The organism is Chitinophaga arvensicola, assembly GCF_900110835.1.
GTDB classification, from domain to species: Bacteria; Bacteroidota; Bacteroidia; order Chitinophagales; family Chitinophagaceae; genus Chitinophaga; species Chitinophaga arvensicola.
In genome coordinates this window covers 683,924-709,151 of record NZ_FOJG01000001.1, presented here as the reverse complement: position 1 = coordinate 709,151, position 25,228 = coordinate 683,924, and the positions used below count along the sequence as shown (strand labels likewise).

Genomic DNA, 25,228 nt, shown 5'->3' with positions numbered 1-25,228 from the left:
TGGGTAAGCAGGATATGATATTCCGGCAATATGGCCATGGAGGCTCATTAACAATTTTACTATTAAAATCATTTAATAATTCATGTCTAACGATTCTTTAGATCCCCGCGTAAACAGACTTAAACTGGGTGATGCGGGAGAAGTAGTGAAAGTGGAAGAAGGGGAGAACTGGAATATATACGAGGTATTTCACCAGGAAAAAAGAGGTGCCCATCATGAGCATGTGGGATGCGTACATGCCCCTGATCCTCAACTGGCGCTGGTATTTGCAAAGGAGCAATTTGCCCGTCGCAAAAGATGCGTTAATCTCTGGGTGGTGAAAAGTGCAGATATACTGGCTTTTGATGTGGAAGATGAAGATATGTTTGCCAACAACCTGGAAAAAACTTACCGCGATGCCAGTGGTTTCAAAGTGATGGAGAAGATCAATAAATTCAAACAATCCAAATGATGAACAACGCAGCACTAACGGATCTGATCATAAAAATGGCGGACGATGAGCTGATTCAGGGCCATCGTAATTCGGAGTGGACAGGATTAGGACCTGTGATGGAAGAAGACATCGCTTTTTCTTCCATGGCACAGGACAAAATAGGGCATGCGTGGGCATTGTACCGGATGCTTCATGAAGACCTGGGCGGCGCAGATCCCGATTCCTTCGCATTTTTGCGTCCGGAAAAAGATTTTAAATCCTCGCATTTGGTAGAAATGCCCAACGGAGAATATGATTTCAGTCTGATGCGGCATTTTTTGTTTGACCAGGCAGAAACCATCCGTTATGAAAGCTTGCAGGATAGCAGTTTTGAGCCGTTACGACTACTCAGCAACAAGGTGAAGGGAGAGTTGAAATATCATACGCTGCATGCCAACGCCTGGATTATGCAACTGAGCCGGGCCGGAGAAGAAAGCTATAGTCGTATGCAGCAGGCACTGAACGATACCATTGCACTGGCGGCAGGCCTTTTCGAACCTTCGCCGGTATATGAAGACGCATTGATAGCAGAGAAGGTATATCCCGGTGAAACAGCCTTGTATCATCGTTGGCTGGACCGGATTTACCCGGTACTGGTAAAAGCTTCCCTGAACCTACCCGAAGCCGGTGCTATTGTGCCTGTATATGGTGGCCGTCAGGGGATTCATACGCCGTATTTGCAGCCGCTGCTAAAAGAAATGAGTGAAGTATTTAACCTGGATACGGAGGCCAGATGGTGATGATGTCTACTCAAACAATAAATATCGCCACTGTATATGCATCCCTGGAACATGTGATGGACCCGGAAATTCCGGTGTTGAGTGTAGTGGACCTCGGTATGATCACCGGGGTAGAGCTGGAGGAAACTGGTGTGCATATCAAGATGATTCCTACGTTTGCGGCGTGTCCGGCAGTCGGGTATATTCAGCAACAGATTAAAACGACGCTGGAAAGTGAACTCGGTGTAGCCGTGAGCGTTGAGGTGGATAAACAGGTGCATTGGCAAAGCAACCGGATGACGCCGGCAGCAAAAGAGAAACTGAAGAACTTCGGGATAGCTCCACCAAAGGTGCTTACCGGAGAGATCAGCACAGAAATCATGATGGAAGTTCCCTGCCCGCATTGCGGAAGTGAGCAAACGTATTTACGTTCCCCGTTTGGCTCCACGCTTTGCCGTGCGATCCATTTTTGTAAGGCATGTGGTCAGGTGTTTGAGCAGTTCAAACCATTGGAATAAGCCTTATTTCTATGTTCCCGCTATAAATACCTATTTTGCACGCATTATTGAAGTCGCCATTGGCAATTTATACGATGAAAACATGAGAATAGGCTTGTATTTTGGGTCTTTTAATCCTATACACACGGGGCATCTGATCATTGCCAATTACGTAGCGTACAATACTGATCTTGATAAAGTATGGCTGGTGGTTTCGCCGCATAATCCGCTGAAACCCCAGTCTGCTCTGCTGAATGAGCACGACCGCTTCCACCTGGTGGAACTGGCCATCAAGGATGAAGTGCGGCTACGCGCCAGCAATATTGAATTTTCTTTGCCCAGACCTTCCTATACGGTAGATACCCTTACTTATCTGCAGGAAAAGTTTCCTACACAGGAATTTGCGATCATCATGGGAAGCGATAGCTTTCAGAATTTACCCCGCTGGAAAAATTTTGAACAGATCGTAAAGAATTATCCCATTTATGTTTATCGCCGGCCGGGACATGACATAACGGATACGTTCGGCGCCGAAATTGAAATACTGGAAGCGCCCATGTTGGACATCTCCGCAACAGATATCCGTAAGTGGATAAAAGAAGGAAAATCTGTACGTTTTATGGTGCCTGATAATGTGATTAGTTATATCTCAGAAAATAATTACTACCGCTGATCATTTACCATCTGATGGCGATTCTGCATTGCTGGTAGCTGTCCGCTGGTGGCGATCCCTTCTTTTTACAACAAATTCATTCCCGTAAATCTCCAGTAAGAGGATAAACATGGAAATGAGCAGGGGGCCGAAGATCAGGCCGATGAAGCCAAAGAGGCTTACACCGATGATGACACCAAAGATGGTGATCAATGGATGTACGTCTGCAATCCGCTTTGCCAGCAACATACGGGCAATGTTATCGGAAGTTCCTACTACGCCAAATCCGTAAACCAGCACCGCTATACCTTGCCAGGTGTTACCGGCCGCCAGAAGATATACACCAAGGGGCACATAAACTGCGGCAGCACCAATTACCGGCAGCATGGCAGTAAAACAGGTGATAACAAACCAGAAAAAGGGTTGGGGAATTCCAAAAATTAAGTACCCGATTAAAGAAACGACACCCTGCACTACCGCAATAAGGGGGATACCCACAGCATTAGCAATTACCAAAGTGTTGAACTCTTTACCCAGTCTTTCCACATTTTTATCTTTCAGCGGGATGTATTCATATAGGTTTTCCTCCATTTTCCTGCCGTTTACCAGCATAAAGTAGAGCATAAAATACATCAGGGCAATAGCCGTGAGGGTATTAAAGGTAGCTCCGAGGAAGCCGGGCAGAAATGCGGTGATATTTTCCTGTATTTTTTGTAAACGTTCTGTAGTCAACAAGCCGAATCCGAGGCTTTCTTCCAGCCGTGCATTGGTTTGTTTGAGACTATTAATAAGTTCTGTGGAATGATTGGCAGCATAGGCGGCTTTAGCGGCCAGCATGTTGATCAACATGCCTATTGGCAGCAGGATCACCAGGAAGGAGAGTACCATCAGCAGGGCTGCTGTGAGTGATTTCTTCCAGTGGCGTTTTTCTACCAGATTGAACATCCATTTCCGGCTGATGACATACAGGGTAACAGCGCCCAGAAATCCCGGGAAAAAGGTAAACATCTCCATAAAAAGGAGGATGGCCAGGAACAGGATCAGGAGTAAAAAGCCAATTTGTTTGAGGCGGTCATTATCAAGATAGCTCATAGTACATAATATCGTGTAATTAACTGGTATGTCAAAAAACAGACCGATGCTTTAAATAAGTCCTAAACAAAATTGCGCAGTGCTTGTTCTTAATTTTGCAGAGGATTTCCATTTATGGAATAATGTTTGTTGCACCTCTGGTACCAAAAAAGAAAACCTAATTTATAACATCTTAAAAACCTTAGTTATGAGTACAAGTTCCAAAGCCGTGGTTTCATTTATCGTTGGTGCTGCCGTTGGTGTTGCAGTAGGTTACTTCCTGAACTCTGATAAAAAAGATGAACTGGTAGAAAAGTTCAGAGACCAATCAGAAAAGCTGAAAGAAAAATGGAGAAAGAAAAAAGATCAATTTCAGGATGAGTTAGAGAATGAGTTGGCATAACCCCATTTGAATAAATTGATTTGCATGGAAGATAATTTCAGCAACTACTTTAACCAAACGGGAAAAGTAGCCAGGGAATACCTGGAAACCAGACTGGACCTGATTAAGCTCCAGGCAGCAGGAAAACTATCGAAAGCGTTGGGATTGTTTTTTTCCATAACGATGGCTTTCCTGCTGTTTTTTTTCGTGATTGTATTCCTGGGTATGGTAGTCGGCTTCTGGGTTGGCGAAATGACCGGTAGTTTTACTATTGGATTCAGTTGTGCTGCAGGTTTATTTGTGTTGTTATTTCTTGTGATCCTGTTATTCCGCAAGCAGTTGATACAGCGGCCACTGGCCAAATTGCTGATCGCTGAACTGGTGGATGAGATTACGGATAGCGACGATCATTCCAATCATATTCATAATCAACGGGCAAAAGAAGCAGCAGAACATGCGGCAGATCCAGGTTATGTACCGGATGAAGAAGCCACGGAAAACACCATGAAAGGATAAACCATGATAAATGTTTACACATGCCTAAGAAAATAAACAGTTTCGAAACACTGGAGCTGGAAATTGCGCGTTTAAAAATGCGCTCCAGGCAACTGGAAAATGAAATGGGTAACAGGGTAGATTATTTCAAGGACAACTATAAAAAGATGGCCCTGAATGCTGTTATCCCCGGTAGCGCCAAACATAGCGGTGCCCTGAACGTAGCCATGAACGTGGCTAAGATGGCCTGGGGAAGTGGTAAATTCAAGAATTTTGCTACCGGGGCATTAATGACAGCATTAGAGTTTGTGGGTGTGCAATTGGGTATCAACCTTTTTAATAAGGTCACCAAAAGCCGGCGGAAGAAGAAAGAACCTGTTGCTGAATAGCTTATTTGCTGGCGTACCCAATTACTACTATGTCTTGTTTTGACGGTGGTAATGCCTCCTCCTGGATTCGTTCTCCATTGGCCTTTTCCAGCATATATGCGACATTGGTGGTAACCATTTCCGTTTTCCCGGAAGGATCTGGTCTGAAGGCCGGCAGTGCTTCAATAGCGCGCTTTACTTCTGCTCCCAGTGCTCTGTGGGGGGCTCTTAGTACTTCTACATTTGAAATAGTACCATCAGGGAGGATCTTATACTGAATCATCACATTCCCGGCAATATTCTCTTCCTGGCAAACCCGTGGATAACGTATGGTTTTAGATAGTTCGCGTGCATAGGCACTTTTTCCACCAGGAAAGCGGTTCGCATAAGTAGAATCTGTTGTAACTCCTTTAACCCTGCCATTGCTCTCCTTAATGGCTACATCAATCAGGCTTTGTGGAAAAGTCCCAAGCGGAATAGGGCCAATACCTCTCTCTTTACTCCCGGAATAAAAAAAGAAAGTTTCCATTGGGTGGTCAACATAGCTGACAGACATACCGCTGTTTGGATTCTTTATTTCAAACTGGATGCGGTCAATATTCCCGTCGGCCTTACGTTTCAGGACAGGGATCATCAACGTTGAATTGCTTTCCTTCAGGATGCTTTTTATTTCTTCCAGATCTTTATCAGACGTAGCCGGTGTAATAACACCGTAAAGCATCCCGTTTTCAACAGAAATATACTTATTACCACTGCTATCGTTCACTTCTGGCTGGGTAGCCGATAACAGACCAGCTGTGAGCGTTAGTACAGGTAATAATAAAAGGTACCGCCAGGTACGGAGTGGGGGAGATTGGGTTTTGTTCATCATAAGTATTCTGTTTTTAATGAAAGATTTACTGAAATGATTCACTACTGCCATCCGGTTTCCGCCAAGACCAATTTTCAGGAGGCTGTACTGGTATTCGTCTGGTGCATCAGTGTTTTTTATCACAGCCTCATCTGCCAGAAACTCCAGGTTCAGCTGCAGCGCTCTTTTACAGCACCAGGCGAAAGGATTGATCCAGCAAAGGCAGCAGTAGAGCGAGGATAAAAGCATATCTGCAGAATGGTATTGCAGCACATGCGCCTCTTCATGTTTGAGAATATGTTGCAACTCCGTTTGTTCGTGGGCGTTAGGGTCAAAAAAGATGGTGCGCAGAAAGGAAAATGGCGCCGTTAGACCATTGAGTTTTACATACCGGATGTTGTTGTGTACATAAGCATCTCCCGATTTTGCCAGGCGTCTGATGTTCCACAATTGCAGCAAATGCATAACTATTAGTATAACAGCTACGGCTATATAAACGACAGATAAAATAGCGACGGCGTTTTGTGTAAGGGGCTCCCACCAGTGAGTCTCAGGCGTGGCTACAAGTACCGGCGTTTGCGGGTTTGCGTTGTCAGCAAAGTAAACATTTACCGGTGTACCAGCTTCCGGCGCCTTTTCCGACCAATGGAAGGCCGGTAGTGGTAGTAGTGGAAGCACCGCCGAAAATATAAAAGCACTTAATAGCAGTATGCGATTATAGCTGTAAAAAGTTTCTTTTTTGAAGCAGGTGATGTATCCGAGATAGAAAATCGTCATCACCCCTGATGTTTGCAGGAGATATATAAACAGAGTAGGCATACACGTTACTTTTTATCTTTTTCAATCATCTTTACGAGGGCCTTCATTTCATCCGGGCTGATCTTCTCTTCTTTCGCGAAATAGGCCAGCATATTGAGATAGGAATTATCAAAAAAAGTGTGAAGTACTTTTTTCATAAAGGTGTCCTTATAGCTTTCTTTAGCTATAACCGGGTAATACTCGTAGGAGCCACCATATTCATGATGGGCGAGATACCCTTTTTCTTCCAGCCGCTTCATAAGCGTGGCAATGGTGTTGTAATGAGGTTTGGGCTCCGGGTATTGTTCAATGGCGTCTTTTACAAAGGCCTTGTCGAGGTCCCATATTACCTGCATTAACTCTTCTTCTTTGCGGGATAGCTTTTTCATAACACTAATCTATAACTATTTTTGTAGTTTAAAAACTATTTTTGTAGTATAATGACTACAAACGTAGTTAATAGATTGAGTGTCAATCAGAAAAAAGTTGTTGAAGAGCCATTAGGCTTTTACAGCGGGAAGCATAGAGATATTATCCCCATACCTTGGTGCCTTCGCTGCAATTGGCGCAGATGTCAATGTTTTTGCGTGTTTCGAGGATCTGGCTACGGAAACGGATATACTCTTTATTGTGCCAGAGCGCTTTGAACGATTCTTTTTTCAGATCACCCAGGCGGTGCTGGGCATCTTTATCGAAGCAGCAGGGCACCACGAGGCCGTCCCAGGTAACTACCGGGGAGTGCCAAAGGCGCCAGCAGTGGTTACCCAGCTTGTTTTTAATCGCGTAGGTACCGTCTTCGTTGCGGTGGTAACGGGAGAATTTATCGATGGTAGGAATTAAGCGGTTGCCTTCTTCATAGTCGTATACCTGGGCCGTTTTGAAGCGCACCTGGTCTACACCGATTTCTTTGGCCAGTCTTTTAATATCTTCTATCTGGTGCTCGTTGGGCTTCACCACGAGGAACTGGAAGAACACAAAAGGCTTGGACGAATTCAGTTCTTTTTTCCATTTCACGATATTTTTTGCCCCTTGTATTACTTTATCCAGGTGACCGCCTACGCGATACTGCGTATATACGTCCTGGGTAGTACCGTCAATAGAGATGATCAACCTGTCGAGTCCACTTTCCACGGTCTTTTTGGCGTTCGCATCAGTGAGGTAGTGGGCATTGGTAGAGGTGGCAGTGTAAATACCTTTGGCAGCGGCATATTTTACCATGTCGAGGAAGCCGGTGTTGAGATAAGGTTCTCCCTGAAAATAAAAGATCAGGTAAAGCAGTTCTTTGGATATTTCGTCGATTGTTTTCCTGAAGAAATCCTGTTCCAGCATCCCGGTAGGGCGGGTAAAGGCTCTCAGCCCGCTCGGACATTCCGGGCAACGCAGGTTGCAGGAGGTAGTAGGCTCAAAAGAGATGGAAATAGGATAGCCCCATTGTACGGGCTTGCCGGTCCATTTGCTCATAAAATAGCTTCCAAGTACTTTGCCGGCGTTTAAACCCCGGCGCAGCGTGAATTTGGAAAACAAATTAAGGGTATCCTTCAGGTTAAAATCGGGCATAAAAAATCACTTGACCTATGTAAAAGTAGCTTCTTTAAACAAATTATAGCCTATACTTGCTGTAAAAATTGGGCTGTCAGTATTTTAAACAGCACCCGTACCCAAATTACCCTGCAACTAACTGAAGCAAAGTGAAAAGCATCTGGATCAGATTATTATTAGTAATACTAGCCGTGGCGGCTTATTTATGGTGGCGTCAGCGGGAAACAAAAATCAAATTTGTCCGGTATGAAGAGTTCGGGATTGACATGCCTGTAAATTACAAGATCCATGGAATAGACGTGTCAAAGTTTCAGAAAGAGATCAACTGGCCGGCAGTAAAGCAGATGCAGGTAGACAAAATTCGTATATCCTTCGCCTTTATAAAGGCTACCGAAGGTATTACCCGTCAGGATGCGGCTTTTAAACAGAACTGGGACCGGGCAGGCAAAGCCGGTTTGATCCGTGGGGCCTATCACTTCTTTTATGCCACCCGCGATCCATTGAAACAGGCCATCAACTTTCATAATGTGGCAGACCTTCAATCCGGGGATCTGCCGCCGGTGCTGGATATTGAAACGAGTAACAACCAACCGGCCGCCGTGATCCGCAGTACCGCCAGGATCTGGCTGGAAGAAATGGAGAAGGTGTACAAGGTAAAACCCATCATCTACACTAATATTCACTTTTACGAAACCTATCTTGGCAGTGAATTTGACCGTTATCCGTTATGGATTGCACACTATTACCAGAAAGAACGGCCCCGTTCCGACCGGGCCTGGTTGTTCTGGCAGCATAGCGATATTGGCCGGGTAAACGGCATCAGCACCACCGTAGATTTTAATGTATTTAGGGGAGATAGTACGGCACTTGCAAAACTGTGCATACCTTAGCATTGTTATAAATGATTATGGAAGAAGAACCCGAAAAACCAGTAGAAGATCCCAATAAGATGGATTATGAGTTGTTTCACTTTCTCATAAAAATCATGCGTACCATCTTCATTGGTTTTTTCTGGATGATGCTCAATGTATTCCTGGGGTTATACCTGGGATTTGCCGTGCCGGAGGAATCAACCCCCGGCAGAATGATCTTTTTCTACGCCTGGTTCGGCATTACCCTGGTAGCGTATCTTTATTTTGTATGGCGTATGTGGCGCAAAAAAATGAGCGCGCCCTGATTATTTAGTCACCACTCTTTTACCCAGTTCCATCGTCCAGTCGTTGTTGTAGCGACCAATACCGATTTCGGTGAACGTAGGATTCATCATGTTATGACAATGTTTGGGGCTGTTCAGCCAACCCAGTACCACGGCTTGTTCATCCAGACTGCCACTGGCGATATTTTCCCCGTAATAGTTCCATTTGTAGCCGGCGGCATCCAGGCGCGTGCCGGGAGTAGAGCCATTGAGGCCGTTGTGATCAAAGTATTTGTTGAGCACCATGTCTTTGCTGTGATCATAAGCGGCTCTTTCCAGCAGGCCGTTCCAGGTAACGGGGCCTACAGCAGGCATCGCATCTGTTCCGCAATTACAGCCACGGCTGCGTAGTCCGTTTACCAGCTGCAACAGCGCTTTGCGGTCCACGCTGTTTTCAGGTACCACCGAAGTATCTGGTGGAGGCGTTTTGGTTGGATCCTTCAATCCAAGGTCAGTCGTTTTGGTGCAACTGCAATAAATAAGAACGGCCAGCAATAAGGTGGCGACACGTGTAATTTTCCCGGGCATAACCAGTAATAAGTTATAGTAAATAGATACCGGGTTCTAAACAGGACTTGGATTAAAACTAAAAGAAGGCTTTAGGAGGAACTTGATTAAAACTACTCGGGGTTGATCAGAGGTTACGGGTTAAAATGTATTCGAGGCACTAAGATAGTACGCAGATATGAGAAATGGATTATAGTTTTTGTAAATCTAATGTTAATCACAACTGCAATATTTCCGCACCCTGTTTGTTGTGTTTCTTTCCCATTGTGAATCAGGGTTTTGTGGAATCACTGCCCCGGACACAGTTCGCTAAAGCCCGAAAAGTGCCTGTTTTTGACGTGGAATAGTGTTTGTAATCCTATACCTGTAGTCACCCGAATTTCTCATCTTCAAAAAAAGATATTATGAAAAAGAAGGAAACTGATCATGCAGGAGAATATCAGGACAGGAAGAAAAAACCGGTAGATATACTGGACAGCGATAAAGGGACCACTACCACTAACCCCATGCACGGCGATCTGTCGGAAAAGCCGGAGAAAGAGAACAAAGCCGTAAGGGATAGTGAAGCAAGTAAAAAATCAAAGCATTGAAGATATTACCATATCAAGTGAAAACTCTACTAATGACTTCTAAAAAGTAAAGAAGTGAACAACTTCTTTAATGTTGTGGTGTATAGCGGCCATCCTATTCCTGGGATGGTTTTTTTTTAGCTGCTGTGGTCAGCAATGATTTTCCATTGTCCCTGTATTTTTTTTAAGATGAGACTGAAATGGCCTTCCAGGTCGCCGATGCTTCGCTCCAGGTGCCATTTGCCTATCAGGAGATAAGTATCTGCAGCAAGGGGCTTGAATTCCAACAGTTTAAAGTCTAATTTCCCCATCGTTGTAACATCCGGGTATGTTTTTTTATAGCGGTCCAGAGTAGCCTGCCAGCCATAGGTAACGCCATTTTTACCAATAAACAGGAGAGAGTCGGAATGCCAGTAGGTTTGCATAAATCCATCGAGGTCGCCCTTGTTCCAGGCCGAGGTTTGCTGGGTCATGAGAGCGGCAATTTGCTGCTGATCGCGCGGTTGTGCTTTCTGCGCTGCTGCTGGTGCAGTAGATAAGAAGCCCAACAGTGTAAGGAACAAGATAAAACGCATGGTGAATTTTTAGCAAAAGATAAACAGTTTTTCCGATGTAACGCAATGCTGTTTATAGTAACTTTGCAGCACTATTTAAAAAGCACTCATTCAAATTATATTTTAAAATCAACAGTTTATGCCCGGATATGAACTATTTGGAGCCGAGGAAAGGAAAGAAGTAAACGATGTACTGGAAACAGGTATCATGATGCGTTACGGATTTGACGGTCCGCGTAAAGGCATCTGGAAAGCGAAAGAGCTGGAACAGGCCATTTGCGATAAACTGAACGTATCCCATACACAGCTTGCATCCAGTGGAACGGCCGCATTGACCACCGCCATGGCTGCTCTCGGACTGGGCGCCGGTGATGAAATCATTATGCCGACGTTTACTTTCGTAGCCAGCTTTGAATCGGTATTTTCCGTAGGTGCTACCCCGGTACTTGTCGATGTGGATGATACCCTGACCCTGGATCCCAAAGCTGTGGAAGCAGCTATTACTCCCCGTACCAAAGCTGTAATGCCGGTACATATGTGCGGAGCGATGGCAGATCTGGACGCTTTACAGGCTATCTGTAAAAAACATAACCTGTTCCTGCTGGAAGATGCTTGCCAGTCGTTTGGCGCTTCCTACAAAGGAAAAGCCCTGGGAACGATCGGTGATGCCGGTACTTTCTCTTTCGACTTTGTAAAAACGATCACCTGCGCAGAAGGTGGCGCTATAGTGACCAATAACAAAGATATCTATACTAAATGTGACGGTTATACGGACCATGGTCATGATCACCTCGGGGTAGACCGTGGGGCGGATCTGCATCCGTTTATAGGTTACAATTACCGTATTTCCGAACTGCATGCTGCAGTAGGTCTGGCACAGGTACGTAAACTGGATACCTTCCTGGAAATACAGCGTAAAACAAAGAAAATATTCAAAGATGCCCTGGCAGCAGTACCGGGTGTGACTTTCCGCCGTTTACCGGATGAAGCGGGCGACAGTGCTACTTTCCTGTCGTTCTTCCTGCCGGAAACAGCGCAGGCTGCAAAAGCGGCAGCGGCAATGAAAGCGGCCGGACTGGCAGCTTTCCATTATTACGATAACAACTGGCATTACATCCGTCAGTGGCAGCATTTCAAGGAAGGTGCGGTATTAACACCTTTTGCAGCCGGACTGAAACAGGCCATGGAAGTGTATAAAACCAAGGAATTCCCGGCTTCTGATGCTATTATCGGCAGAAATATCTCTACCCCCATCAACCTGGGCTGGAGTGATGCCGAAATACAGGAAAGAGCCGCCAAACTGGTGCAGGCCGTTAAAAGCGCATTATAACTGATCCCGCAGAAGCGCCAGGCAGCGATGTATATCTGCTGTCTGCGCTTTTGCAGTTTAAAACCATACTACATGAGAAAAATAGCGTTGATACCTGCCCGTTATGGTGCATCCCGTTTCCCAGGTAAGATGATGGCTAAACTGGGTGATAAAACAGTGATACTCAGAACGTATGAGTCGGCCGTAAACACCGGTGTATTCGATGAGGTGATGGTGGTAACAGACAGTGATCTTATCTACAATGAAATCGTTAGCAATGGTGGAAAAGCAGTCATGAGCAAGAAAGAGCATGAATGTGGTACCGATCGTATAGCCGAAGCCGTTGTAGATATGGGTGATGTGGATATTGTGGTGAATGTGCAGGGCGACGAACCTTTTACACAGAAAGAGCCGCTGGAAAAGCTGCTGAAGGTATTTGAAGGGGAAGAAGGAAAGAAAGTGCAGGTGGCTTCGCTGATGCAGGAACTGAAAGATCCGGCGTCTATAGAAGATCCGAATTATGTGAAAGTGGCGGTAGACAAGAACTTCAATGCGCTGTTCTTTTCCCGTTCCGTGATTCCTTATCCACGTAACAAAGAGATTAAGACGGTTTATTACGAACATATTGGTATATACGCCTTCCGCCGGCAAACCCTGCTGGACTTTACCCAGCTGGAAGTAACACCGCTGGAAGCTGCAGAGAAGATAGAATGTCTGCGTTACCTGGAGAACGGTATTCCCATGAAAATGGTAGTGACCTCCTACATGGGCGTGGAAATAGATACACCGGAAGACCTGGAAAAGGCAGCAAAACTTTTATAACATCTAACTAATACGGATATATGAAATTCAGGAATTTTAAAATGGTGGACTACGTAGTTTACGGCAGCGGATGTTTTGATCAGCTGGGTGAAATACTGGCCCCCAGGCGCGTAGGTGATGCTCCCATGATATTCTTCGTGGATGAGTATTTCCAGGATAAGAAGGAATTTTTATCCCGTATCCCGTTACAGGGTAAGGATAAGGTGGTAGTGATTGATGTAACGGACGAACCGAAAACCAAATATGTAGACCAGGTAAGGGACGAACTCGTTGCTGAATTCGGTACTGTATCGGGTATTATTGGTATTGGTGGCGGGTCTGTAATGGATATGGCCAAAGCGGTATCCCTGATGATGACGAATCCGGGCTCTTCTGCCGATTACCAGGGATGGGATCTGGTGAAAGTAGCCGGCGTATATAAAGTAGGGATTCCTACTATTTCCGGTACCGGTGCGGAAGTGAGCCGTACCTGTGTATTAACCGGTCCTACCCGTAAACTGGGCATGAACTCGGATTTTACACCGTTTGATCAGATCGTACTCGATCCGGCATTGACAAAAACCGTTGAACCCAATCAGCGTTTTTATACTGCTATGGATTGTTTCATTCACTGTGTGGAATCGCTGGAAGGTACCTACCTGAACGCATTCAGTCAATCATATGGAGAAAAGGCACAGGAACTGTGTGAGGAAATTTTCCTGCAGAAGGAAAACTGGGATGACGATGCCGATGAGAAACTGATGATGGCTTCCTATGCCGGCGGTATGAGCATCGCTTATTCCCAGGTGGGTGTGGCGCATGCGGTCAGCTACGGACTGGCCTATCTGCTGGGTACTAAGCACGGTATTGGTAACTGTATCGTATTTGATAAGCTGGAAGAGTTCTACCCGGAAGGCGTGGTGAAATTCAAGCAGATGGTGAAAAAGCACAGCATTGATATTCCGCAGGGCATTACCAAAGGCTTAACTGATGAACAGTTCGATACCATGATTAATGTGTCGCTGGGTATGGCGCCGCTGTGGGAGAACGCCCTTGGAAAGGATTGGAAAGAGATTATGACCCGTGAAAGACTGCGTAAGTTATACGAGCGTCTGTAAGGGGATTAAAATAAAATGTGAAGCAGGAACAGCCGGTATTGTCGGTTTGTTCCTGCTTTTTTAATGACTTTTTGGAAAAAACGCACACTTTCACCGCAACGCAGATTCAGTGCGTAGAAAAAAACTATTTTGCCTTCAGAGGAAATTATCATGCTCATACTATTAATCATTTCGGGAATTGCTGTTCTGGTGCTTGGCTACCTTTTGTTCGCTGCGAAACAACAGCAGCAGGCGCAGGCAGATGGGCAGGCACAACAGCTCAGTGTATGGCAGGGCAATCATGCTGCGCTACAGGAAAAGTATAACCTGCTGGAGGCCAAACAACAGTACCTGCAAAACATGCTGGATGATAAGGGATTGATGGTCAGGGAGAAACAGGATCAACTGGAACGGTTAAACGAAGAGTTTTCAGTACTTATGTCTGAACAGGGACGGATGATGGAGCAGAATAAATACCTGCAGCAACAATTGTCCGGAGAGAAGGAGCGGCTACAACAGGTGCAGCAGGATTTTAAAATTCAGTTTGAAAATACTGCCCAGCAGTTGCTCCAGCGTATTTCCGGCAGTTTTATGGAGCAGAACAAAGTGAAGATGGATGATGTGTTGAAACCCCTGGCAGAGAAGATAGATAACTTCCGGAGTAGTGTACAGCAATCGCTTGTTGCAGAAACAGAACAGCGAACAGCACTGAAAGAAGAGTTGCAACGGTTATTACAACTGAATCAAACCCTGTCAAAGGAAGCCAATAACCTCACCAACGCCCTGAAAGCAGATACCAAGAAACAGGGGAACTGGGGAGAGATGATCCTGGAGCGGGTACTCGAAGCATCCGGACTTGAAAAAGGAGTGCACTATTTTACCCAGGATGCACAGCGGGACGAAACCGGGCAATTGAGAAAACCGGACCTGGTATTACAGCTTCCGGAAAACCGGCAACTGGTGATCGATTCCAAAGTATCCCTGAAAGCGTACGAACAATATTGCAGCGCGGTTACGGAAGATGATAAAAAGTACGCCCTCAAAATGCACCTGCAATCTGTAAAGAATCATATCAGCGAGTTAAGTGCAAAGGCGTATCATACGCTGTATAAAAATACCACCGACTTTGTCATGCTGTTCATTCCTATTGAACCGGCATATGCTTTGGCGATTATGCAGATTGAAGAGGACCTGTACGACTTCGCCTTCCGCAAAAGAATCATCCTGGTGAGCGTTCCGTCTTTGCTGGCCACACTCCGCGTAATCGATAATATGTGGCGGCTGGATAAACAGAACAAGAATGCTGAGGAAATAGTAAGACAGGGAAGCGCCCTGTATGATAAGTTTGTAGGATTTGCAGAAGATATGGGCATGATCGGCGAATACCTGAAACGCAGCCAGGAAAAATATGAAGGGGCTATGAATAAGTTATCCACCGGGAATGGCAACCTGGTAGGACGCGCCGAAAGGATGCGGAAACTGGGGCTCGACAATAAGAAAGTATTGCCTAAAGACCTGACAGCTGATCAATCGTTCGATTTGCAATTGCCTGGCGACGAGCCAATCACGGTAATCCCGGCGAAAGGTATCGAAGATCCGGCAGAAGAATAGATCCTATCCCTGCTGTGGAGAAGCATCCACGCGCTTCCGGGGCTTATAGATAAAGCTGAGATACAAAGTAGCCATCAGCGTAATACCGGCAAATACATAGAATGTAACCGGGAAATTGGTGGAACGGTTGTTATAGATAAATGCCGAAAAATAGGCTCCAAGGCCAATCCCGGCTTCCATAGCAATGTACATACTGGCCAGTGCGCGGCCACGATGCTCCGGTCGTCCCAGATCAACAGTCCATGCTGTCACGGCGGGTGAATTCAGTCCCACTGAAATGCCATATACAACCGCCGCAGAAAGCAGTAACAGGCTGCTGTTGGCGAGTGCCATCATCAGCATGGACCCAGCCATCATCAGCGCTGAAATCTTTAAAACAGGCACCCGCCCAAACTGGTCAGATACCCTCCCCGCCAATAGGCGGATACCAATAGAACTACCCGTGAAAAAAGTAAAGAATAATCCTTTATTGCTGATTCCCAGGTAAGCGCTGAAATCAGGAATAATAGTGAGGATAGCACCATAACTGAAATAGGTCAGAAAAGTGATGATCACCGGCGACCATACCAATGGTTCAAAAATTTCACTGCCGGATATTTTTAGCAGGGAAAAACGGAAAGGCTGCTTATTCACAAGAGTTTCCTTCATCCCAATAAGAATTACCACAGACAGCAATGCAAATACAGCAGAGAGCTGGAACATAATGTTAATATTCCATCGTACCGCCACATAACCGCCAATAGCAGGTCCCATCGCCATACCGATCGTACTGAATAGTCCTACCATGCCCATTGCCTCCCCACGCCGTGTTACCGGCACCATATCAGATACATAAGCGGAAGTTCCCGTTGGCTTAAACCCGGTAGAAAACCCATGAAAGAACCGTAGTAACAGAAACGCACCCACAGAACTAATCAACGGATAAATTAAGCTGCACACCACACATACCAGTGAACCGAAAATCATCACCGGTACACGCCCGATCGTATCAGTGAGTTTGCCGCTGAAAGGCCTCGACAATCCCGCCATTAAAGTGAACAAACCAATAATGTATCCCTTATAATCCGCTCCACCCATCCGCGTCAGATAAGCTGGCAGCTCAGGAATCATCATGTTGAAACTGGCAGAAAAGAGGGCATTACTCAGGCAAAGTAATATGAAATGCAGACTGTAAATTCTCTCCGACGACTGATACATGACCACAAAATTAGGGACTATGGTACAATTTTAGCAAAGTAATTGCCTCATCGGAGATGCCTGAACAAAAGGATCGGGTCACCTGTTTATATTAACCGGTTGTTAAATCATGACAATCATCATAGATAGCTATCTCCCTAATTAGTAAATTTATAGTAACCAAAAAAATTCAATGATATGAAAGTAAATATTGGTGTTTCAGCAGAAAACACAAAGAAAATAGCATTAGAGTTGAATAAGGTACTGGCCGATGAATTATTGATCTATGCTAAAACACGTAATTCTCATTGGAACATTGAAGGAAGCAATTTCATGGAACTTCATAAATTCTATGAAGACCAATACGAACAACTGGAAGAATTTGGCGATGAGGTAGCAGAGTACATCCGTTCCATCGGGCATTATGCAGAAGGCCGCTACGCAGATGTGCTGAAACTGACCAACCTGCTGGAATCCGAATACTCCAACGATCAGAAAAAGCAACTGAAAGAATTGCTGGACGATCATGAAACAATCATCCGTAACCTGCGCAGACTGATCGATGAATTCGATGAAAAGTACAAGGACAAAGGGGCTGCAGATTTTGCCACCCAAATGCTGCAGAAACACCTCAAACTGGCCTGGATGATCCGTGCTTACCTGAACTAAGTTATATAACTGATAAAACGACGTGCTGACGGCAGTAGATCACTGTAGTCAGCACGTTTTTAGTTTTCAGTAATTGGCTACATTTGTTAGTGTACCCCTTCATCCCCAAAAATAATAACAATGGACAATACAACGAAAGACCTCCGCCTGGCTGTGCTGATAGATGCTGACAACATTCCATATCATAATATCAAGGGGATGCTGGAAGAGGTGGCCAAATATGGTAACCCTACTTTTAAAAGAATCTATGGCGACTGGACCAAACCCACAGTGGTAGGCTGGAAAGGCGTACTGCTCGACTATGCCATCACACCCATCCAGCAATACAGCTATACCTCCGGCAAAAATGCAACCGATTCGGCCATGATCATCGATGCCATGGACATATTGTACACCGGCAGGGTAGATGGCTTTTGCCTGGTGTCGAGCGACAGCGATTTTACCCGCTTAGCTACCCGTTTACGCGAAGCCGGCATGATCGTGTATGGAATGGGAGAACAAAAAACACCCAGCGCCTTCAGGGCCGCCTGCGATAAATTTATTTACCTGGAAATTCTGGCGGTAAAGGAAAAGAAAACAGATACCGATAAGACAAGGACCACCAAAGAAAAGCGGACTAACAGCATCAGTAAGGCAGATAAACAACTGGTATCCATGCTGTCTTCCAGCATCAATGATATTGCCGATGAAGATGGATGGGCATATCTCGGTGAACTGGGCAACCTACTGTTGAAAAAACAGCCTGACTTTGATTCCCGTAACTATGGGTTCAATAAGCTATTGCAATTACTCAAGAGTTTTCCCAACTTTGAAATAGATATTAGGGAAAGCGGTAAGAAAACCGGCAAACTGGTATATGTAAGAACGGCATAACCTATGGCATACAGAAAGATCCGGATCATACAGGGAGACATCACCAAAATAAAGGTGGATGTTATTGTTAACGCAGCCAACTCCTCCCTGTTGGGTGGTGGCGGCGTAGACGGCGCCATACATCGTGCTGGCGGCCCTGAGATCCTGAACGACTGCAGGGCTATTGTAGCCCGGCAGGGTGGATGTAAAACCGGTGAGGCCGTGATCACCACCGCAGGCCGGTTACCGGCAAAACATGTGATTCACACCGTAGGCCCGGTCTGGAACAATGGTACCCGGGAAGAAGACCTCTTGCTGGCCAGTTGCTACCGGCGTTCCCTTGAGCTGGCAACACGGCATCACCTGAAAACTATTGCATTTCCGAATATCAGCACAGGCATTTATCGTTTCCCTAAAGACCTGGCCGCCAAAATAGCCATGGACACTATTGTGCAATATCTGTCGGAAAATGAGGCGATAGAAGAGGTGATCCTGGTTTGTTTTGATGAAGAGAACCTGCGTTTTGCAGAACATTATTATAACCAGTATGTGCGCCCGGAGGAATAACCCCCAACCATTTTGAAATCCGTTCCTGGCAACACCACCGGGAGTTTCCCCGGTATTCCAATGCCGGCTCATCATTCTCATTTTACCTCACACGATAGCTTTATACCGGTTTTCCGCCGCTAACACATAATGCCTGCATTCATCAGGGAAGCTTTATTATATTTGGCCGCATATTTTAAAATAACCACCAACCATTAAAAGAAGAGCAATGAATTTACACCGTCTGCTGCCGGTAATTGCCACTATGGCCTTTACCAGCGCCTTCGCCGGGCCTGTGCCGGGATCCACGCTTTCCGTGATACAAGGAAAAGCCAGTAATGAAAACGTTAAAAAAATTACCCTTTCCAGAGTGGTGGAAGGTAGAAAAGAAGAAATCGCTACTGCTGTAGTAAACGACCAGCAAGCCTTCGCATTTGCCATGCCCGCGCCCAAAGAAGGATTTTATTACTTATCCACACCCGGTTTCAAGGGTCGTGACGCAAGAATTTACCTGAAAGGAGGGGAGCAGCTTCAACTCACGCTTAACGGCGGCGACTATACGCTGCAATCAGGTACACCGGAAAACAAAGCTTTGCACCAATGGGACCAGCAGGTGAAAGAATTGATGAATCCCGCAAAGAGCATCGACTCTTCTACGTATCTGTCTTATTTCCCGAAGCTGGAGGCATTCGTAACAAAAATGCCCGGATTCAAAAAAATGGTGAACACACCTAATAAGAAGTTCAATGAACTGCTAAAGTTTGAAATGGAGGTGGATGTAGAACAGGCTGCGATGTTGTTTTTGCTCACTCCCCGCACCAAACACCCGAAACAGGAAGACTATACACCTTATTACAAACAGATTGTAAAGGATAATAAATACAATGACGCGAGATTATTGCAAAGTGGTGACGGCGCCGATGTGATCGGGCTGTACGCGAGCTACTACATGATCACTCATCAACCGAAAGAAAGACCAAAGCCCGAAGAAAGACTGGCAAATGTGTCGGCATTATTTGGCAATGACAGCATTAAGGCTGTGGCCATCACCAGTAACCTGAGCAGCTATAAAACCTTTGAAGGCTTAACAGAGGCCATTGCGCCTGTACAGCAATACCTGGTAACTGACGTTCAGAAAGCCCGTTATCTCGCTTATGAGAAATCATTACGCCACTTTGCTGCGGGCGAAGCTGCCATTAATTTCTCCGGTGAAGATATCAACGGTAAAAAGGTCTCGCTGACAGATTTGAAAGGAAAAGTAGTGGTGGTGGATGTTTGGGCTACCTGGTGCGGTCCCTGTAAAGCCGAAATGCCTCATCTCAGCAAACTGGAAGAAGAAATGGAAGGCAAGAACGTTGTATTCCTCGGCTGCTCTGTAGACGAAGCCAAAGACAAACAGAAATGGATCGATTTTGTAAAACAACAGGAAATGAAAGGGATTCAGATCTTCGTTAACGGCTGGAGCGATATCACCAAAAACTACGATATCAAAGGGATTCCCCGTTTTATGGTATTTGATCAGAAAGGGAATATTGTGAATATCGATGCCCCTCGTCCGTCTACACCGGAATTAAAGGCGCTGATTGAGAAAACGCTGACTAAAGGATAATCTTCCTGAAACAATAGCAAAGCCGTCTCCATATCGGGACGGCGCTATAATTACGTCTAAACAGCATAATGGGCCGTCTCAGCGAGACGGCCCATTATCTTTATAATGCGATGTGAAAAAACTTTTTGACTAGAGTTTTGCGTACTTCACCCAGGCATACAGGAACATGGCCGCAAAAACAATAATGGCTACAGGCGCCAGGAAACCTCCGATGCTATCGCCAACTTTGTAAAAGTTGGTGGTGTGTACTACTGTTAAAAGAGTTGTCAACATTGTATAATGATTTTATATTATTCTGAGTGCAAATTAAAACTTTCAGTGCATATTCCCAATCAAACCGCCTGTTACCAGCTGGTTAATTGACGGATGTACTTGTCCAGCCTTGCTTTCGCAAGAAAATTTTTTTCCAGTGAGGTGGCAAAAGGAATGGGAGTATCGAGGCTGGCGCATCGCATCACGGGTGCATCCAGCAGGTGAAAGCAGTGTTCTGCGATCCAGGCGCTGATTTCAGCACCAAAACCGCCGGTAAGTGTATCTTCATGAAGAATGAGCACCTTACCTGTGGCCGATACTATATCCTGGATGGCAGTGTAATCCAGTGGAACGAGGCTACGCAAGTCTAGGATACCGATGGAAAATTCCGGATGTTGCTGGGTATATTCCAATGCCCAGTGCACACCGCTGCCCCAGGTGATAATACTGATATCTTCGCCAGGCTGTACCAGTGCTGCTTTTCCTATCTCAATGGTATAATAGTTCTCCGGAACAGGCCCGCTGATACTGCGATACAGCGCTTTGTGTTCAAAGTATAATACAGGGTTGGGATCTGCCAGTGCCGCAGTAAGCAGGCCTTTGGCATCCGCAGGATTGGAGGGATATACCACTTTCAGACCGGGAACATGGGTAAACCAGGCTTCGTTGGTCTGCGAGTGAAAGGGACCTGCACCAACGCCGCCACCGGCGGGCATCCGGATCACCACATCTGCGTGCTGGCCCCAGCGGTAATGTATTTTCGCGAGGTTATTCACAATCTGGTTGAAGCCACAGGTCACAAAATCGCCGAATTGCATTTCCACCATGCTTTTGAATCCGCCGATAGATAAGCCCAGCGCGGCGCCGATGATAGCGCTTTCGCAAAGAGGCGTGTTACGTACGCGGCCGGCGCCAAATTTTTCCAGGAAGCCTTCTGTAATTTTAAAGGCGCCCCCATAGGCGGCGATGTCCTGTCCCATCAGGATCAGCTCCGGATGTTGTTCCATGGCCTGTTTCAGGCCTTCGGACAAGGCATTGATAAAGCGTTTTTCGGAAGATGGTCCTGAAGCTGCTACCGGAGCGGATCCTGGAGCGTATAAGTCGTCTAATTCTGTTTGGATATCGGCAATTGGTGGCGTATCTGTGAGGCCATTAGCTACTTGTTGCTCTATATGGTGTTTCAGTTCCTCCCGGATGGCCGTCCTGCTGTCCGCGCTGAGGATCCCCGTTTGCTGGAGGAAGGCCTCGTATTGTGCAATTGGATCTTTTTTGCTCCATTCTTCCAACAAGGCCGGGGGCACATATTTCACGCCACTGGCTTCTTCATGGCCGCGCATGCGGAAGGTCATGGCTTCTATCAGCACTGGCTTTTGCTGGCTGATAGCATATGCACGGGCTGTCCGGATAGTCTGATATACTTCCAGCAGGTTATTGCCATCTACCTGGACGCCTTCCATGCCGTAACCAATGGCTTTATCTACCAGGCTGCTGCAGTGATATTGCTCGCTCACCGGGGTGCTGAGCCCGTAGCCATTATTTTCTATGAGAAAGATAACGGGCAATCCCCATACAGCGGCCACGTTCAGGGCTTCATGAAATTCTCCCTCGCTGGTGCCGCCTTCACCGGTAAAGGCCAGGGATACCTTTTGTTCTTTTTTAAGTTGATGGGCCAGCGCAATACCATCGGCTATCGACAACTGAGGCCCCAGGTGAGAGATCATGCCACAGATATGATGTGGCCGGCTGCCAAAGTGAAAAGAGCGTTCCCGCCCTTTGCTGTAGCCATCTTCACTGCCCTGCCACTGCTGAAGCAATTTATCCAGTGGCATTTCCCGGGAGGTAAATACACCCAGGTTGCGATGCAGAGGAAGGATCCACTCATCTGCTTCCAGCGCCAGCGTGGCGCCTACAGCAATCGCTTCCTGGCCGATACCAGAAAACCATTTACTGATTTTGCCCTGTCGTAATAATAATAGCATTTTCTCTTCTATAAGGCGGGGATATACCAACGCTTTATAGAAAGATTGTAATTGGGTATCGCTGAGATCTGACCGGTCAAAATGCATGGATGTACTTTTAAACAGGCAGTGATGGGATGGGCTAGTCGTTGTTGCCGCCGGCAAGACTGATCATCACACTGTTAATGATGGTCATTACAATGCTGAAGAGCAGCGCCCACCAGAAACCATCAACTTTAAAGCCGGGTACCAGTTTTGCGGCCAGCAAAATGATCAGTGCATTGATCACAAAGAGGAAAAGTCCCAGGGTAACAATGGTTACCGGGAAAGTAAGCAGAATAAGCAGCGGTTTAACAAGGGCATTCAACAACGCCAGTACCAGCGCCAGGATCAGCGCAGTTACAAAACTATCCACCTTTACTGCCGGTTTCAGCAGATAGGCGGTTAACATTGCGGCTAAAGCACTAACTAGTATACGGAGCAGGAAACCCATGTTGATTTGTTTTACTAGTTAAGTTAACGAAAAAAACGGCGAATGGCAAAGTTTAGCTGTTAGTTATCGCCCGATAACTAACAGCTAAAGAGTTTACAGGAAACTATCTGCGTCGCGGTATGCCTTGATCAGGGCCTCTTCTCCGGCTTTTCCCTGCCCGGCGATTCCATGCTCCATTCCCAAAACACCTTTATATCCTTTATTATGAAGATGTTTAAAGATATTCTTGTAGTTGATTTCGCCGGTGCCCGGTTCTTTACGACCGGGGTTATCGCCGATCTGGATATAGGCAATTTCGTCCCAGCACCAGTCCATTACAGGAATGAGGTTACCGGTATTACGCTGCATATGATAGATATCGTATAATATTTTGCAGGAGGGGCTTTTCACTGCTTTACACACTTCAAAGCTTTGCTCGGCGGTACGCAGAAAAAGATCCGGGTTATCGCTGAGTGGTTCCAGCACCATGATCAGGCCATGTGGCTCAAAAATTTCTGCACCGGCACGCAGTGCATCAATCACGTTGGCGGTTTGTACACCGATCGGCAGGTTGCGTTCAAAGTAGCCGGGTACCACAGTGGCCCATTTGGCGTTGCATCGTTTGGCGGTTTCTACGCTGGTTTTGCAGGTTTTGATAAAAACATCTTTAAACTCCTGTTTACCCGTAGCAAGGGATGGTTTCCAGTTGTTGCCCGTGTCTACCACAAATACGCCCATGGTCATGCCCAGCTTGGCGAGCAGATCACCGATTTTGGATTGTTCGGCAGGACTCCGTCCTAACATACCATTATCTTCTATAGACCGGAATCCCTGGTCGTACATATATTTAATCTGATCCAGGAAATCCTTTCCGCCGGCACTGTTTTTAAACATGCCGTCATGAGGAGCATAGTCCATGTTAAACGGCTTTCCGGCCGTGCTTTCATTGTTCTTGTTGGCAGCCTGCGCAGCATTGGTCATACCTCCCAGTGCCAGTGCTGAGATACCGGCGAGGGTGCCGTTTTGCAGGAATTTTCTTCTTTCCATAACGATAGATTGATTGTAAGATTGACAGGAAGCTAAATTTAATAGGTTTTCGAAGGAAATACTAACATTGATGAAAAATATTCAATTCATCAGCCCATTTTCGCATTCATCAAAAAATATTGCTTTCCAGATTAGTTTTTTTTAGATTCACCCACTTATATTTCAATTCACGTTAGATGACTAAACCGTATGTGACCTTACTGCTGAGCGGACTGTTCAGCCAGGTTGTTGTAGCGCAGACAAAACAGGCATTCGAAGCTTATAGCCAGCAGATTCCGGGAACCGATGTCAGTTTTAAAATGGTACCCGTAAAGGGGGGAAGCTTCCAACTGGGAAGCCCGGACAATGAAAAAGGCAGGAACAAAGATGAAGGCCCCGCGAAGAAAGTAGCCGTGTCCGATTTCTGGATGGGCGCCATGGAAGTCACTTTCGATGAATATGATATTTACGCAGATGCAGAAAAAGATAAAACACCCGTACCGGATGGTATGACCCGTCCCAGTCCTCCATATATTGACCTGACCTTAGGAATGGGTAAAGCAGGCGGCTTTCCGGCCAACAGCATGAGCCAGTATGGCGCCCTGATGTATTGCCAGTGGCTGTATATCAAAACCGGTATCTTCTACCGTCTGCCTACTGCCGCAGAATGGGAATATGCCTGCAGGGCCGGTTCCACCACTGCGTATCCTTTTGGTACGGATGCAGCACAGTTAAAAGACTATGCCTGGTTCAAGGGTAACAGTGATAATAAATACCATAAAGTAGGGCAACTGAAGCCTAACGCATGGGGACTATACGATATGCTGGGTAACGTGGAAGAATGGACCCTGGATCAATACGATGAAAACGGTGTAGCCAATGCCAACGCTACAGACCCATGGACACAGCCAACCGCAAAAACACCAAGAACGCTCAAAGGCGGCAGTTTCCAGGATGAGGCCCCCCTGCTCCGCAGCGCTGCCCGTTTGAAATCAGACCCGATCTGGAACCGTCGCGATCCACAGATACCAAAAAGTTCCTGGTGGAATGCGGATGCGCCCTTTGTTGGTTTCAGAGTGGTAAGACCCGTAAAACAACCCACAGCAGAAGAAGCTGCTACATTTTTTGAAGAGATGATCGCTAAATATAAAGGTGCACGTTAGAAAGATTCAAACTACTAAA

The 25,228-nt window shown here is 46.1% G+C and carries 30 protein-coding genes; 19 read left to right on the top strand and 11 right to left on the bottom strand.

All coding sequences use genetic code 11. The features are described from left to right. Positions 1–82 precede the first annotated feature (82 nt). The 4 genes from BMW79_RS03090 (at position 83) to nadD (ending at position 2,361) form a co-directional block, all read left to right on the top strand. Positions 83–451, top strand: coding sequence for a 1,2-phenylacetyl-CoA epoxidase subunit B (locus BMW79_RS03090; protein ID WP_089890410.1), 369 nt, complete (start codon positions 83–85; stop codon positions 449–451). Beyond that, positions 448–1,212, top strand: coding sequence for a 1,2-phenylacetyl-CoA epoxidase subunit PaaC (paaC, locus tag BMW79_RS03085; protein WP_218150273.1), 765 nt, complete (start codon positions 448–450; stop codon positions 1,210–1,212). The genes BMW79_RS03090 and paaC overlap by 4 nt, the downstream gene beginning before the upstream one ends. 2 nt (positions 1,213–1,214) lie before the next feature. Beyond that, a complete protein-coding gene (gene paaD, locus BMW79_RS03080; RefSeq protein WP_177192021.1) occupies positions 1,215–1,709 on the top strand; it encodes a 1,2-phenylacetyl-CoA epoxidase subunit PaaD in 495 nt (164 codons plus the stop codon). 82 nt (positions 1,710–1,791) lie between these two features. Then, positions 1,792–2,361, top strand: a complete 570-nt coding sequence (nadD, locus tag BMW79_RS03075; RefSeq protein ID WP_089890402.1) for a nicotinate (nicotinamide) nucleotide adenylyltransferase — start codon at positions 1,792–1,794, stop codon at positions 2,359–2,361. Here the strand turns inward: nadD and BMW79_RS03070 are convergent, their stop codons facing one another. Beyond that, positions 2,362–3,432, bottom strand: coding sequence for an AI-2E family transporter (locus BMW79_RS03070; protein ID WP_089890400.1), 1,071 nt, complete (start codon positions 3,430–3,432; stop codon positions 2,362–2,364). It lies immediately after the preceding gene. 187 nt (positions 3,433–3,619) lie between these two features. Here BMW79_RS03070 and BMW79_RS03065 point away from each other — a divergent pair, with 187 nt between their 5' ends. From BMW79_RS03065 to BMW79_RS03055, 3 genes are read left to right on the top strand one after another with little or no spacing between them, the layout of a single operon-like run. Continuing rightward, a complete protein-coding gene (locus tag BMW79_RS03065; protein ID WP_089890397.1) occupies positions 3,620–3,814 on the top strand; it encodes a YtxH domain-containing protein in 195 nt (64 codons plus the stop codon). Between the two features lie 24 nt (positions 3,815–3,838). Continuing rightward, the gene (locus BMW79_RS03060; RefSeq protein WP_089890394.1) at positions 3,839–4,309 is read left to right on the top strand and encodes a hypothetical protein; all 471 of its coding nucleotides are present in this window, start codon (positions 3,839–3,841) and stop codon (positions 4,307–4,309) included. Between the two features lie 20 nt (positions 4,310–4,329). Further along, the gene (locus BMW79_RS03055) at positions 4,330–4,677 is read left to right on the top strand and encodes a hypothetical protein (protein WP_089890391.1); all 348 of its coding nucleotides are present in this window, start codon (positions 4,330–4,332) and stop codon (positions 4,675–4,677) included. Between the two features lies 1 nt (position 4,678). Here the strand turns inward: BMW79_RS03055 and BMW79_RS03050 are convergent, their stop codons facing one another. The 3 genes from BMW79_RS03050 to BMW79_RS03040 all read right to left on the bottom strand — a co-directional run bounded on the left by BMW79_RS03050 (position 4,679) and on the right by BMW79_RS03040 (position 7,861). Further along, the gene (locus BMW79_RS03050; protein ID WP_089890389.1) at positions 4,679–6,325 is read right to left on the bottom strand and encodes a M56 family metallopeptidase; all 1,647 of its coding nucleotides are present in this window, start codon (positions 6,323–6,325) and stop codon (positions 4,679–4,681) included. Positions 6,326–6,330: 5 nt separating this feature from the next. Beyond that, positions 6,331–6,693, bottom strand: a complete 363-nt coding sequence (locus BMW79_RS03045) for a BlaI/MecI/CopY family transcriptional regulator (protein ID WP_089890386.1) — start codon at positions 6,691–6,693, stop codon at positions 6,331–6,333. Positions 6,694–6,835: 142 nt separating this feature from the next. Further along, positions 6,836–7,861 carry an SPASM domain-containing protein gene (locus BMW79_RS03040; RefSeq protein ID WP_089890384.1) on the bottom strand — a complete coding sequence of 342 codons (1,026 nt, stop codon included), beginning with the start codon at positions 7,859–7,861 and terminating at the stop codon, positions 6,836–6,838. Positions 7,862–7,992: 131 nt separating this feature from the next. Between BMW79_RS03040 and BMW79_RS03035 the strand changes: the two genes are divergently transcribed. Both BMW79_RS03035 and BMW79_RS03030 read left to right on the top strand, forming a co-directional pair. Further along, positions 7,993–8,733 (top strand): glycoside hydrolase family 25 protein, encoded by a 741-nt coding sequence (locus BMW79_RS03035; RefSeq protein WP_089890381.1) that lies wholly within the window; start codon positions 7,993–7,995, stop codon positions 8,731–8,733. Positions 8,734–8,750: 17 nt separating this feature from the next. Next, a complete protein-coding gene (locus tag BMW79_RS03030; protein WP_143059053.1) occupies positions 8,751–9,020 on the top strand; it encodes a hypothetical protein in 270 nt (89 codons plus the stop codon). Here BMW79_RS03030 and BMW79_RS03025 read toward each other — a convergent pair whose 3' ends face one another. Beyond that, on the bottom strand, positions 9,021–9,566 hold the full coding sequence (locus tag BMW79_RS03025; protein ID WP_089890375.1) for a CAP domain-containing protein: 546 nt from the start codon (positions 9,564–9,566) through the stop codon (positions 9,021–9,023). A gap of 383 nt (positions 9,567–9,949) precedes the next feature. Here BMW79_RS03025 and BMW79_RS03020 point away from each other — a divergent pair, with 383 nt between their 5' ends. Continuing rightward, positions 9,950–10,135, top strand: coding sequence for a hypothetical protein (locus BMW79_RS03020; protein WP_089890372.1), 186 nt, complete (start codon positions 9,950–9,952; stop codon positions 10,133–10,135). A 116-nt stretch (positions 10,136–10,251) separates the two neighbouring features. Here BMW79_RS03020 and BMW79_RS03015 read toward each other — a convergent pair whose 3' ends face one another. Beyond that, entirely contained in the window at positions 10,252–10,689 is a 438-nt protein-coding gene (locus BMW79_RS03015; RefSeq protein ID WP_089890370.1) for a YybH family protein, read from the bottom strand. Positions 10,690–10,807: 118 nt separating this feature from the next. Here BMW79_RS03015 and BMW79_RS03010 point away from each other — a divergent pair, with 118 nt between their 5' ends. From BMW79_RS03010 to rmuC, 4 genes are all read left to right on the top strand, one after another. Next, positions 10,808–11,998, top strand: a complete 1,191-nt coding sequence (locus tag BMW79_RS03010) for a DegT/DnrJ/EryC1/StrS family aminotransferase (protein ID WP_089890367.1) — start codon at positions 10,808–10,810, stop codon at positions 11,996–11,998. A 72-nt stretch (positions 11,999–12,070) separates the two neighbouring features. Beyond that, complete coding sequence (gene kdsB, locus BMW79_RS03005; RefSeq protein WP_089890364.1) at positions 12,071–12,799, top strand: 3-deoxy-manno-octulosonate cytidylyltransferase; 729 nt, start codon at positions 12,071–12,073, stop codon at positions 12,797–12,799. Positions 12,800–12,819: 20 nt separating this feature from the next. Next, the gene (locus tag BMW79_RS03000; protein ID WP_089890361.1) at positions 12,820–13,896 is read left to right on the top strand and encodes an iron-containing alcohol dehydrogenase family protein; all 1,077 of its coding nucleotides are present in this window, start codon (positions 12,820–12,822) and stop codon (positions 13,894–13,896) included. A gap of 150 nt (positions 13,897–14,046) precedes the next feature. Next, on the top strand, positions 14,047–15,486 hold the full coding sequence (rmuC, locus tag BMW79_RS02995; RefSeq protein WP_089890359.1) for a DNA recombination protein RmuC: 1,440 nt from the start codon (positions 14,047–14,049) through the stop codon (positions 15,484–15,486). A 3-nt stretch (positions 15,487–15,489) separates the two neighbouring features. On the opposite strand, the gene BMW79_RS02990 is transcribed toward rmuC, so the two are convergent. Then, positions 15,490–16,683 carry an MFS transporter gene (locus tag BMW79_RS02990; RefSeq protein ID WP_089890356.1) on the bottom strand — a complete coding sequence of 398 codons (1,194 nt, stop codon included), beginning with the start codon at positions 16,681–16,683 and terminating at the stop codon, positions 15,490–15,492. A gap of 177 nt (positions 16,684–16,860) precedes the next feature. On the opposite strand from BMW79_RS02990, the gene BMW79_RS02985 reads away from it, so the two are divergent. The 4 genes from BMW79_RS02985 to BMW79_RS02970 all read left to right on the top strand — a co-directional run bounded on the left by BMW79_RS02985 (position 16,861) and on the right by BMW79_RS02970 (position 20,338). Beyond that, positions 16,861–17,331, top strand: coding sequence for a Dps family protein (locus tag BMW79_RS02985; protein ID WP_089890353.1), 471 nt, complete (start codon positions 16,861–16,863; stop codon positions 17,329–17,331). A gap of 120 nt (positions 17,332–17,451) precedes the next feature. Further along, positions 17,452–18,204 (top strand): NYN domain-containing protein, encoded by a 753-nt coding sequence (locus BMW79_RS02980; protein WP_089890350.1) that lies wholly within the window; start codon positions 17,452–17,454, stop codon positions 18,202–18,204. Positions 18,205–18,207: 3 nt separating this feature from the next. Beyond that, the gene (locus tag BMW79_RS02975) at positions 18,208–18,750 is read left to right on the top strand and encodes an O-acetyl-ADP-ribose deacetylase (protein WP_089890347.1); all 543 of its coding nucleotides are present in this window, start codon (positions 18,208–18,210) and stop codon (positions 18,748–18,750) included. Between the two features lie 208 nt (positions 18,751–18,958). Continuing rightward, on the top strand, positions 18,959–20,338 hold the full coding sequence (locus BMW79_RS02970; protein ID WP_089890344.1) for a TlpA disulfide reductase family protein: 1,380 nt from the start codon (positions 18,959–18,961) through the stop codon (positions 20,336–20,338). Between the two features lie 129 nt (positions 20,339–20,467). On the opposite strand, the gene BMW79_RS33795 is transcribed toward BMW79_RS02970, so the two are convergent. The 4 genes from BMW79_RS33795 to BMW79_RS02955 form a co-directional block, all read right to left on the bottom strand. Further along, positions 20,468–20,611 carry a hypothetical protein gene (locus tag BMW79_RS33795; RefSeq protein WP_177192020.1) on the bottom strand — a complete coding sequence of 48 codons (144 nt, stop codon included), beginning with the start codon at positions 20,609–20,611 and terminating at the stop codon, positions 20,468–20,470. 71 nt (positions 20,612–20,682) lie between these two features. Next, positions 20,683–22,656: an alpha-ketoacid dehydrogenase subunit alpha/beta gene (locus BMW79_RS02965; RefSeq protein WP_089890342.1), complete on the bottom strand. Its 1,974-nt coding sequence runs from the start codon at positions 22,654–22,656 to the stop codon at positions 20,683–20,685. 34 nt (positions 22,657–22,690) lie between these two features. Then, on the bottom strand, positions 22,691–23,041 hold the full coding sequence (locus tag BMW79_RS02960) for a phage holin family protein (RefSeq protein ID WP_089890339.1): 351 nt from the start codon (positions 23,039–23,041) through the stop codon (positions 22,691–22,693). A gap of 93 nt (positions 23,042–23,134) precedes the next feature. Beyond that, the gene (locus tag BMW79_RS02955; RefSeq protein ID WP_089890337.1) at positions 23,135–24,067 is read right to left on the bottom strand and encodes a hydroxypyruvate isomerase family protein; all 933 of its coding nucleotides are present in this window, start codon (positions 24,065–24,067) and stop codon (positions 23,135–23,137) included. A gap of 176 nt (positions 24,068–24,243) precedes the next feature. Between BMW79_RS02955 and BMW79_RS02950 the strand changes: the two genes are divergently transcribed. Further along, positions 24,244–25,209: a formylglycine-generating enzyme family protein gene (locus BMW79_RS02950; RefSeq protein WP_089890334.1), complete on the top strand. Its 966-nt coding sequence runs from the start codon at positions 24,244–24,246 to the stop codon at positions 25,207–25,209. Positions 25,210–25,228: the final 19 nt, after the last annotated feature.

Coding starts and splice junctions, on each gene's coding strand:
- BMW79_RS03090 (WP_089890410.1), top strand. CDS start 83: ATGTCTAACGATTCTTTAGATCCCCGCGTAAACAGACTTAAACTGGGT.
- paaC (WP_218150273.1), top strand. CDS start 448: ATGATGAACAACGCAGCACTAACGGATCTGATCATAAAAATGGCGGAC.
- paaD (WP_177192021.1), top strand. CDS start 1,215: ATGTCTACTCAAACAATAAATATCGCCACTGTATATGCATCCCTGGAA.
- nadD (WP_089890402.1), top strand. CDS start 1,792: ATGAGAATAGGCTTGTATTTTGGGTCTTTTAATCCTATACACACGGGG.
- BMW79_RS03070 (WP_089890400.1), bottom strand. CDS start 3,432: ATGAGCTATCTTGATAATGACCGCCTCAAACAAATTGGCTTTTTACTC.
- BMW79_RS03065 (WP_089890397.1), top strand. CDS start 3,620: ATGAGTACAAGTTCCAAAGCCGTGGTTTCATTTATCGTTGGTGCTGCC.
- BMW79_RS03060 (WP_089890394.1), top strand. CDS start 3,839: ATGGAAGATAATTTCAGCAACTACTTTAACCAAACGGGAAAAGTAGCC.
- BMW79_RS03055 (WP_089890391.1), top strand. CDS start 4,330: ATGCCTAAGAAAATAAACAGTTTCGAAACACTGGAGCTGGAAATTGCG.
- BMW79_RS03050 (WP_089890389.1), bottom strand. CDS start 6,325: ATGCCTACTCTGTTTATATATCTCCTGCAAACATCAGGGGTGATGACG.
- BMW79_RS03045 (WP_089890386.1), bottom strand. CDS start 6,693: ATGAAAAAGCTATCCCGCAAAGAAGAAGAGTTAATGCAGGTAATATGG.
- BMW79_RS03040 (WP_089890384.1), bottom strand. CDS start 7,861: ATGCCCGATTTTAACCTGAAGGATACCCTTAATTTGTTTTCCAAATTC.
- BMW79_RS03030 (WP_143059053.1), top strand. CDS start 8,751: ATGGAAGAAGAACCCGAAAAACCAGTAGAAGATCCCAATAAGATGGAT.
- BMW79_RS03025 (WP_089890375.1), bottom strand. CDS start 9,566: ATGCCCGGGAAAATTACACGTGTCGCCACCTTATTGCTGGCCGTTCTT.
- BMW79_RS03020 (WP_089890372.1), top strand. CDS start 9,950: ATGAAAAAGAAGGAAACTGATCATGCAGGAGAATATCAGGACAGGAAG.
- BMW79_RS03015 (WP_089890370.1), bottom strand. CDS start 10,689: ATGCGTTTTATCTTGTTCCTTACACTGTTGGGCTTCTTATCTACTGCA.
- BMW79_RS03010 (WP_089890367.1), top strand. CDS start 10,808: ATGCCCGGATATGAACTATTTGGAGCCGAGGAAAGGAAAGAAGTAAAC.
- kdsB (WP_089890364.1), top strand. CDS start 12,071: ATGAGAAAAATAGCGTTGATACCTGCCCGTTATGGTGCATCCCGTTTC.
- BMW79_RS03000 (WP_089890361.1), top strand. CDS start 12,820: ATGAAATTCAGGAATTTTAAAATGGTGGACTACGTAGTTTACGGCAGC.
- rmuC (WP_089890359.1), top strand. CDS start 14,047: ATGCTCATACTATTAATCATTTCGGGAATTGCTGTTCTGGTGCTTGGC.
- BMW79_RS02990 (WP_089890356.1), bottom strand. CDS start 16,683: ATGTATCAGTCGTCGGAGAGAATTTACAGTCTGCATTTCATATTACTT.
- BMW79_RS02985 (WP_089890353.1), top strand. CDS start 16,861: ATGAAAGTAAATATTGGTGTTTCAGCAGAAAACACAAAGAAAATAGCA.
- BMW79_RS02980 (WP_089890350.1), top strand. CDS start 17,452: ATGGACAATACAACGAAAGACCTCCGCCTGGCTGTGCTGATAGATGCT.
- BMW79_RS02975 (WP_089890347.1), top strand. CDS start 18,208: ATGGCATACAGAAAGATCCGGATCATACAGGGAGACATCACCAAAATA.
- BMW79_RS02970 (WP_089890344.1), top strand. CDS start 18,959: ATGAATTTACACCGTCTGCTGCCGGTAATTGCCACTATGGCCTTTACC.
- BMW79_RS33795 (WP_177192020.1), bottom strand. CDS start 20,611: ATGTTGACAACTCTTTTAACAGTAGTACACACCACCAACTTTTACAAA.
- BMW79_RS02965 (WP_089890342.1), bottom strand. CDS start 22,656: ATGCATTTTGACCGGTCAGATCTCAGCGATACCCAATTACAATCTTTC.
- BMW79_RS02960 (WP_089890339.1), bottom strand. CDS start 23,041: ATGGGTTTCCTGCTCCGTATACTAGTTAGTGCTTTAGCCGCAATGTTA.
- BMW79_RS02955 (WP_089890337.1), bottom strand. CDS start 24,067: ATGGAAAGAAGAAAATTCCTGCAAAACGGCACCCTCGCCGGTATCTCA.
- BMW79_RS02950 (WP_089890334.1), top strand. CDS start 24,244: ATGACTAAACCGTATGTGACCTTACTGCTGAGCGGACTGTTCAGCCAG.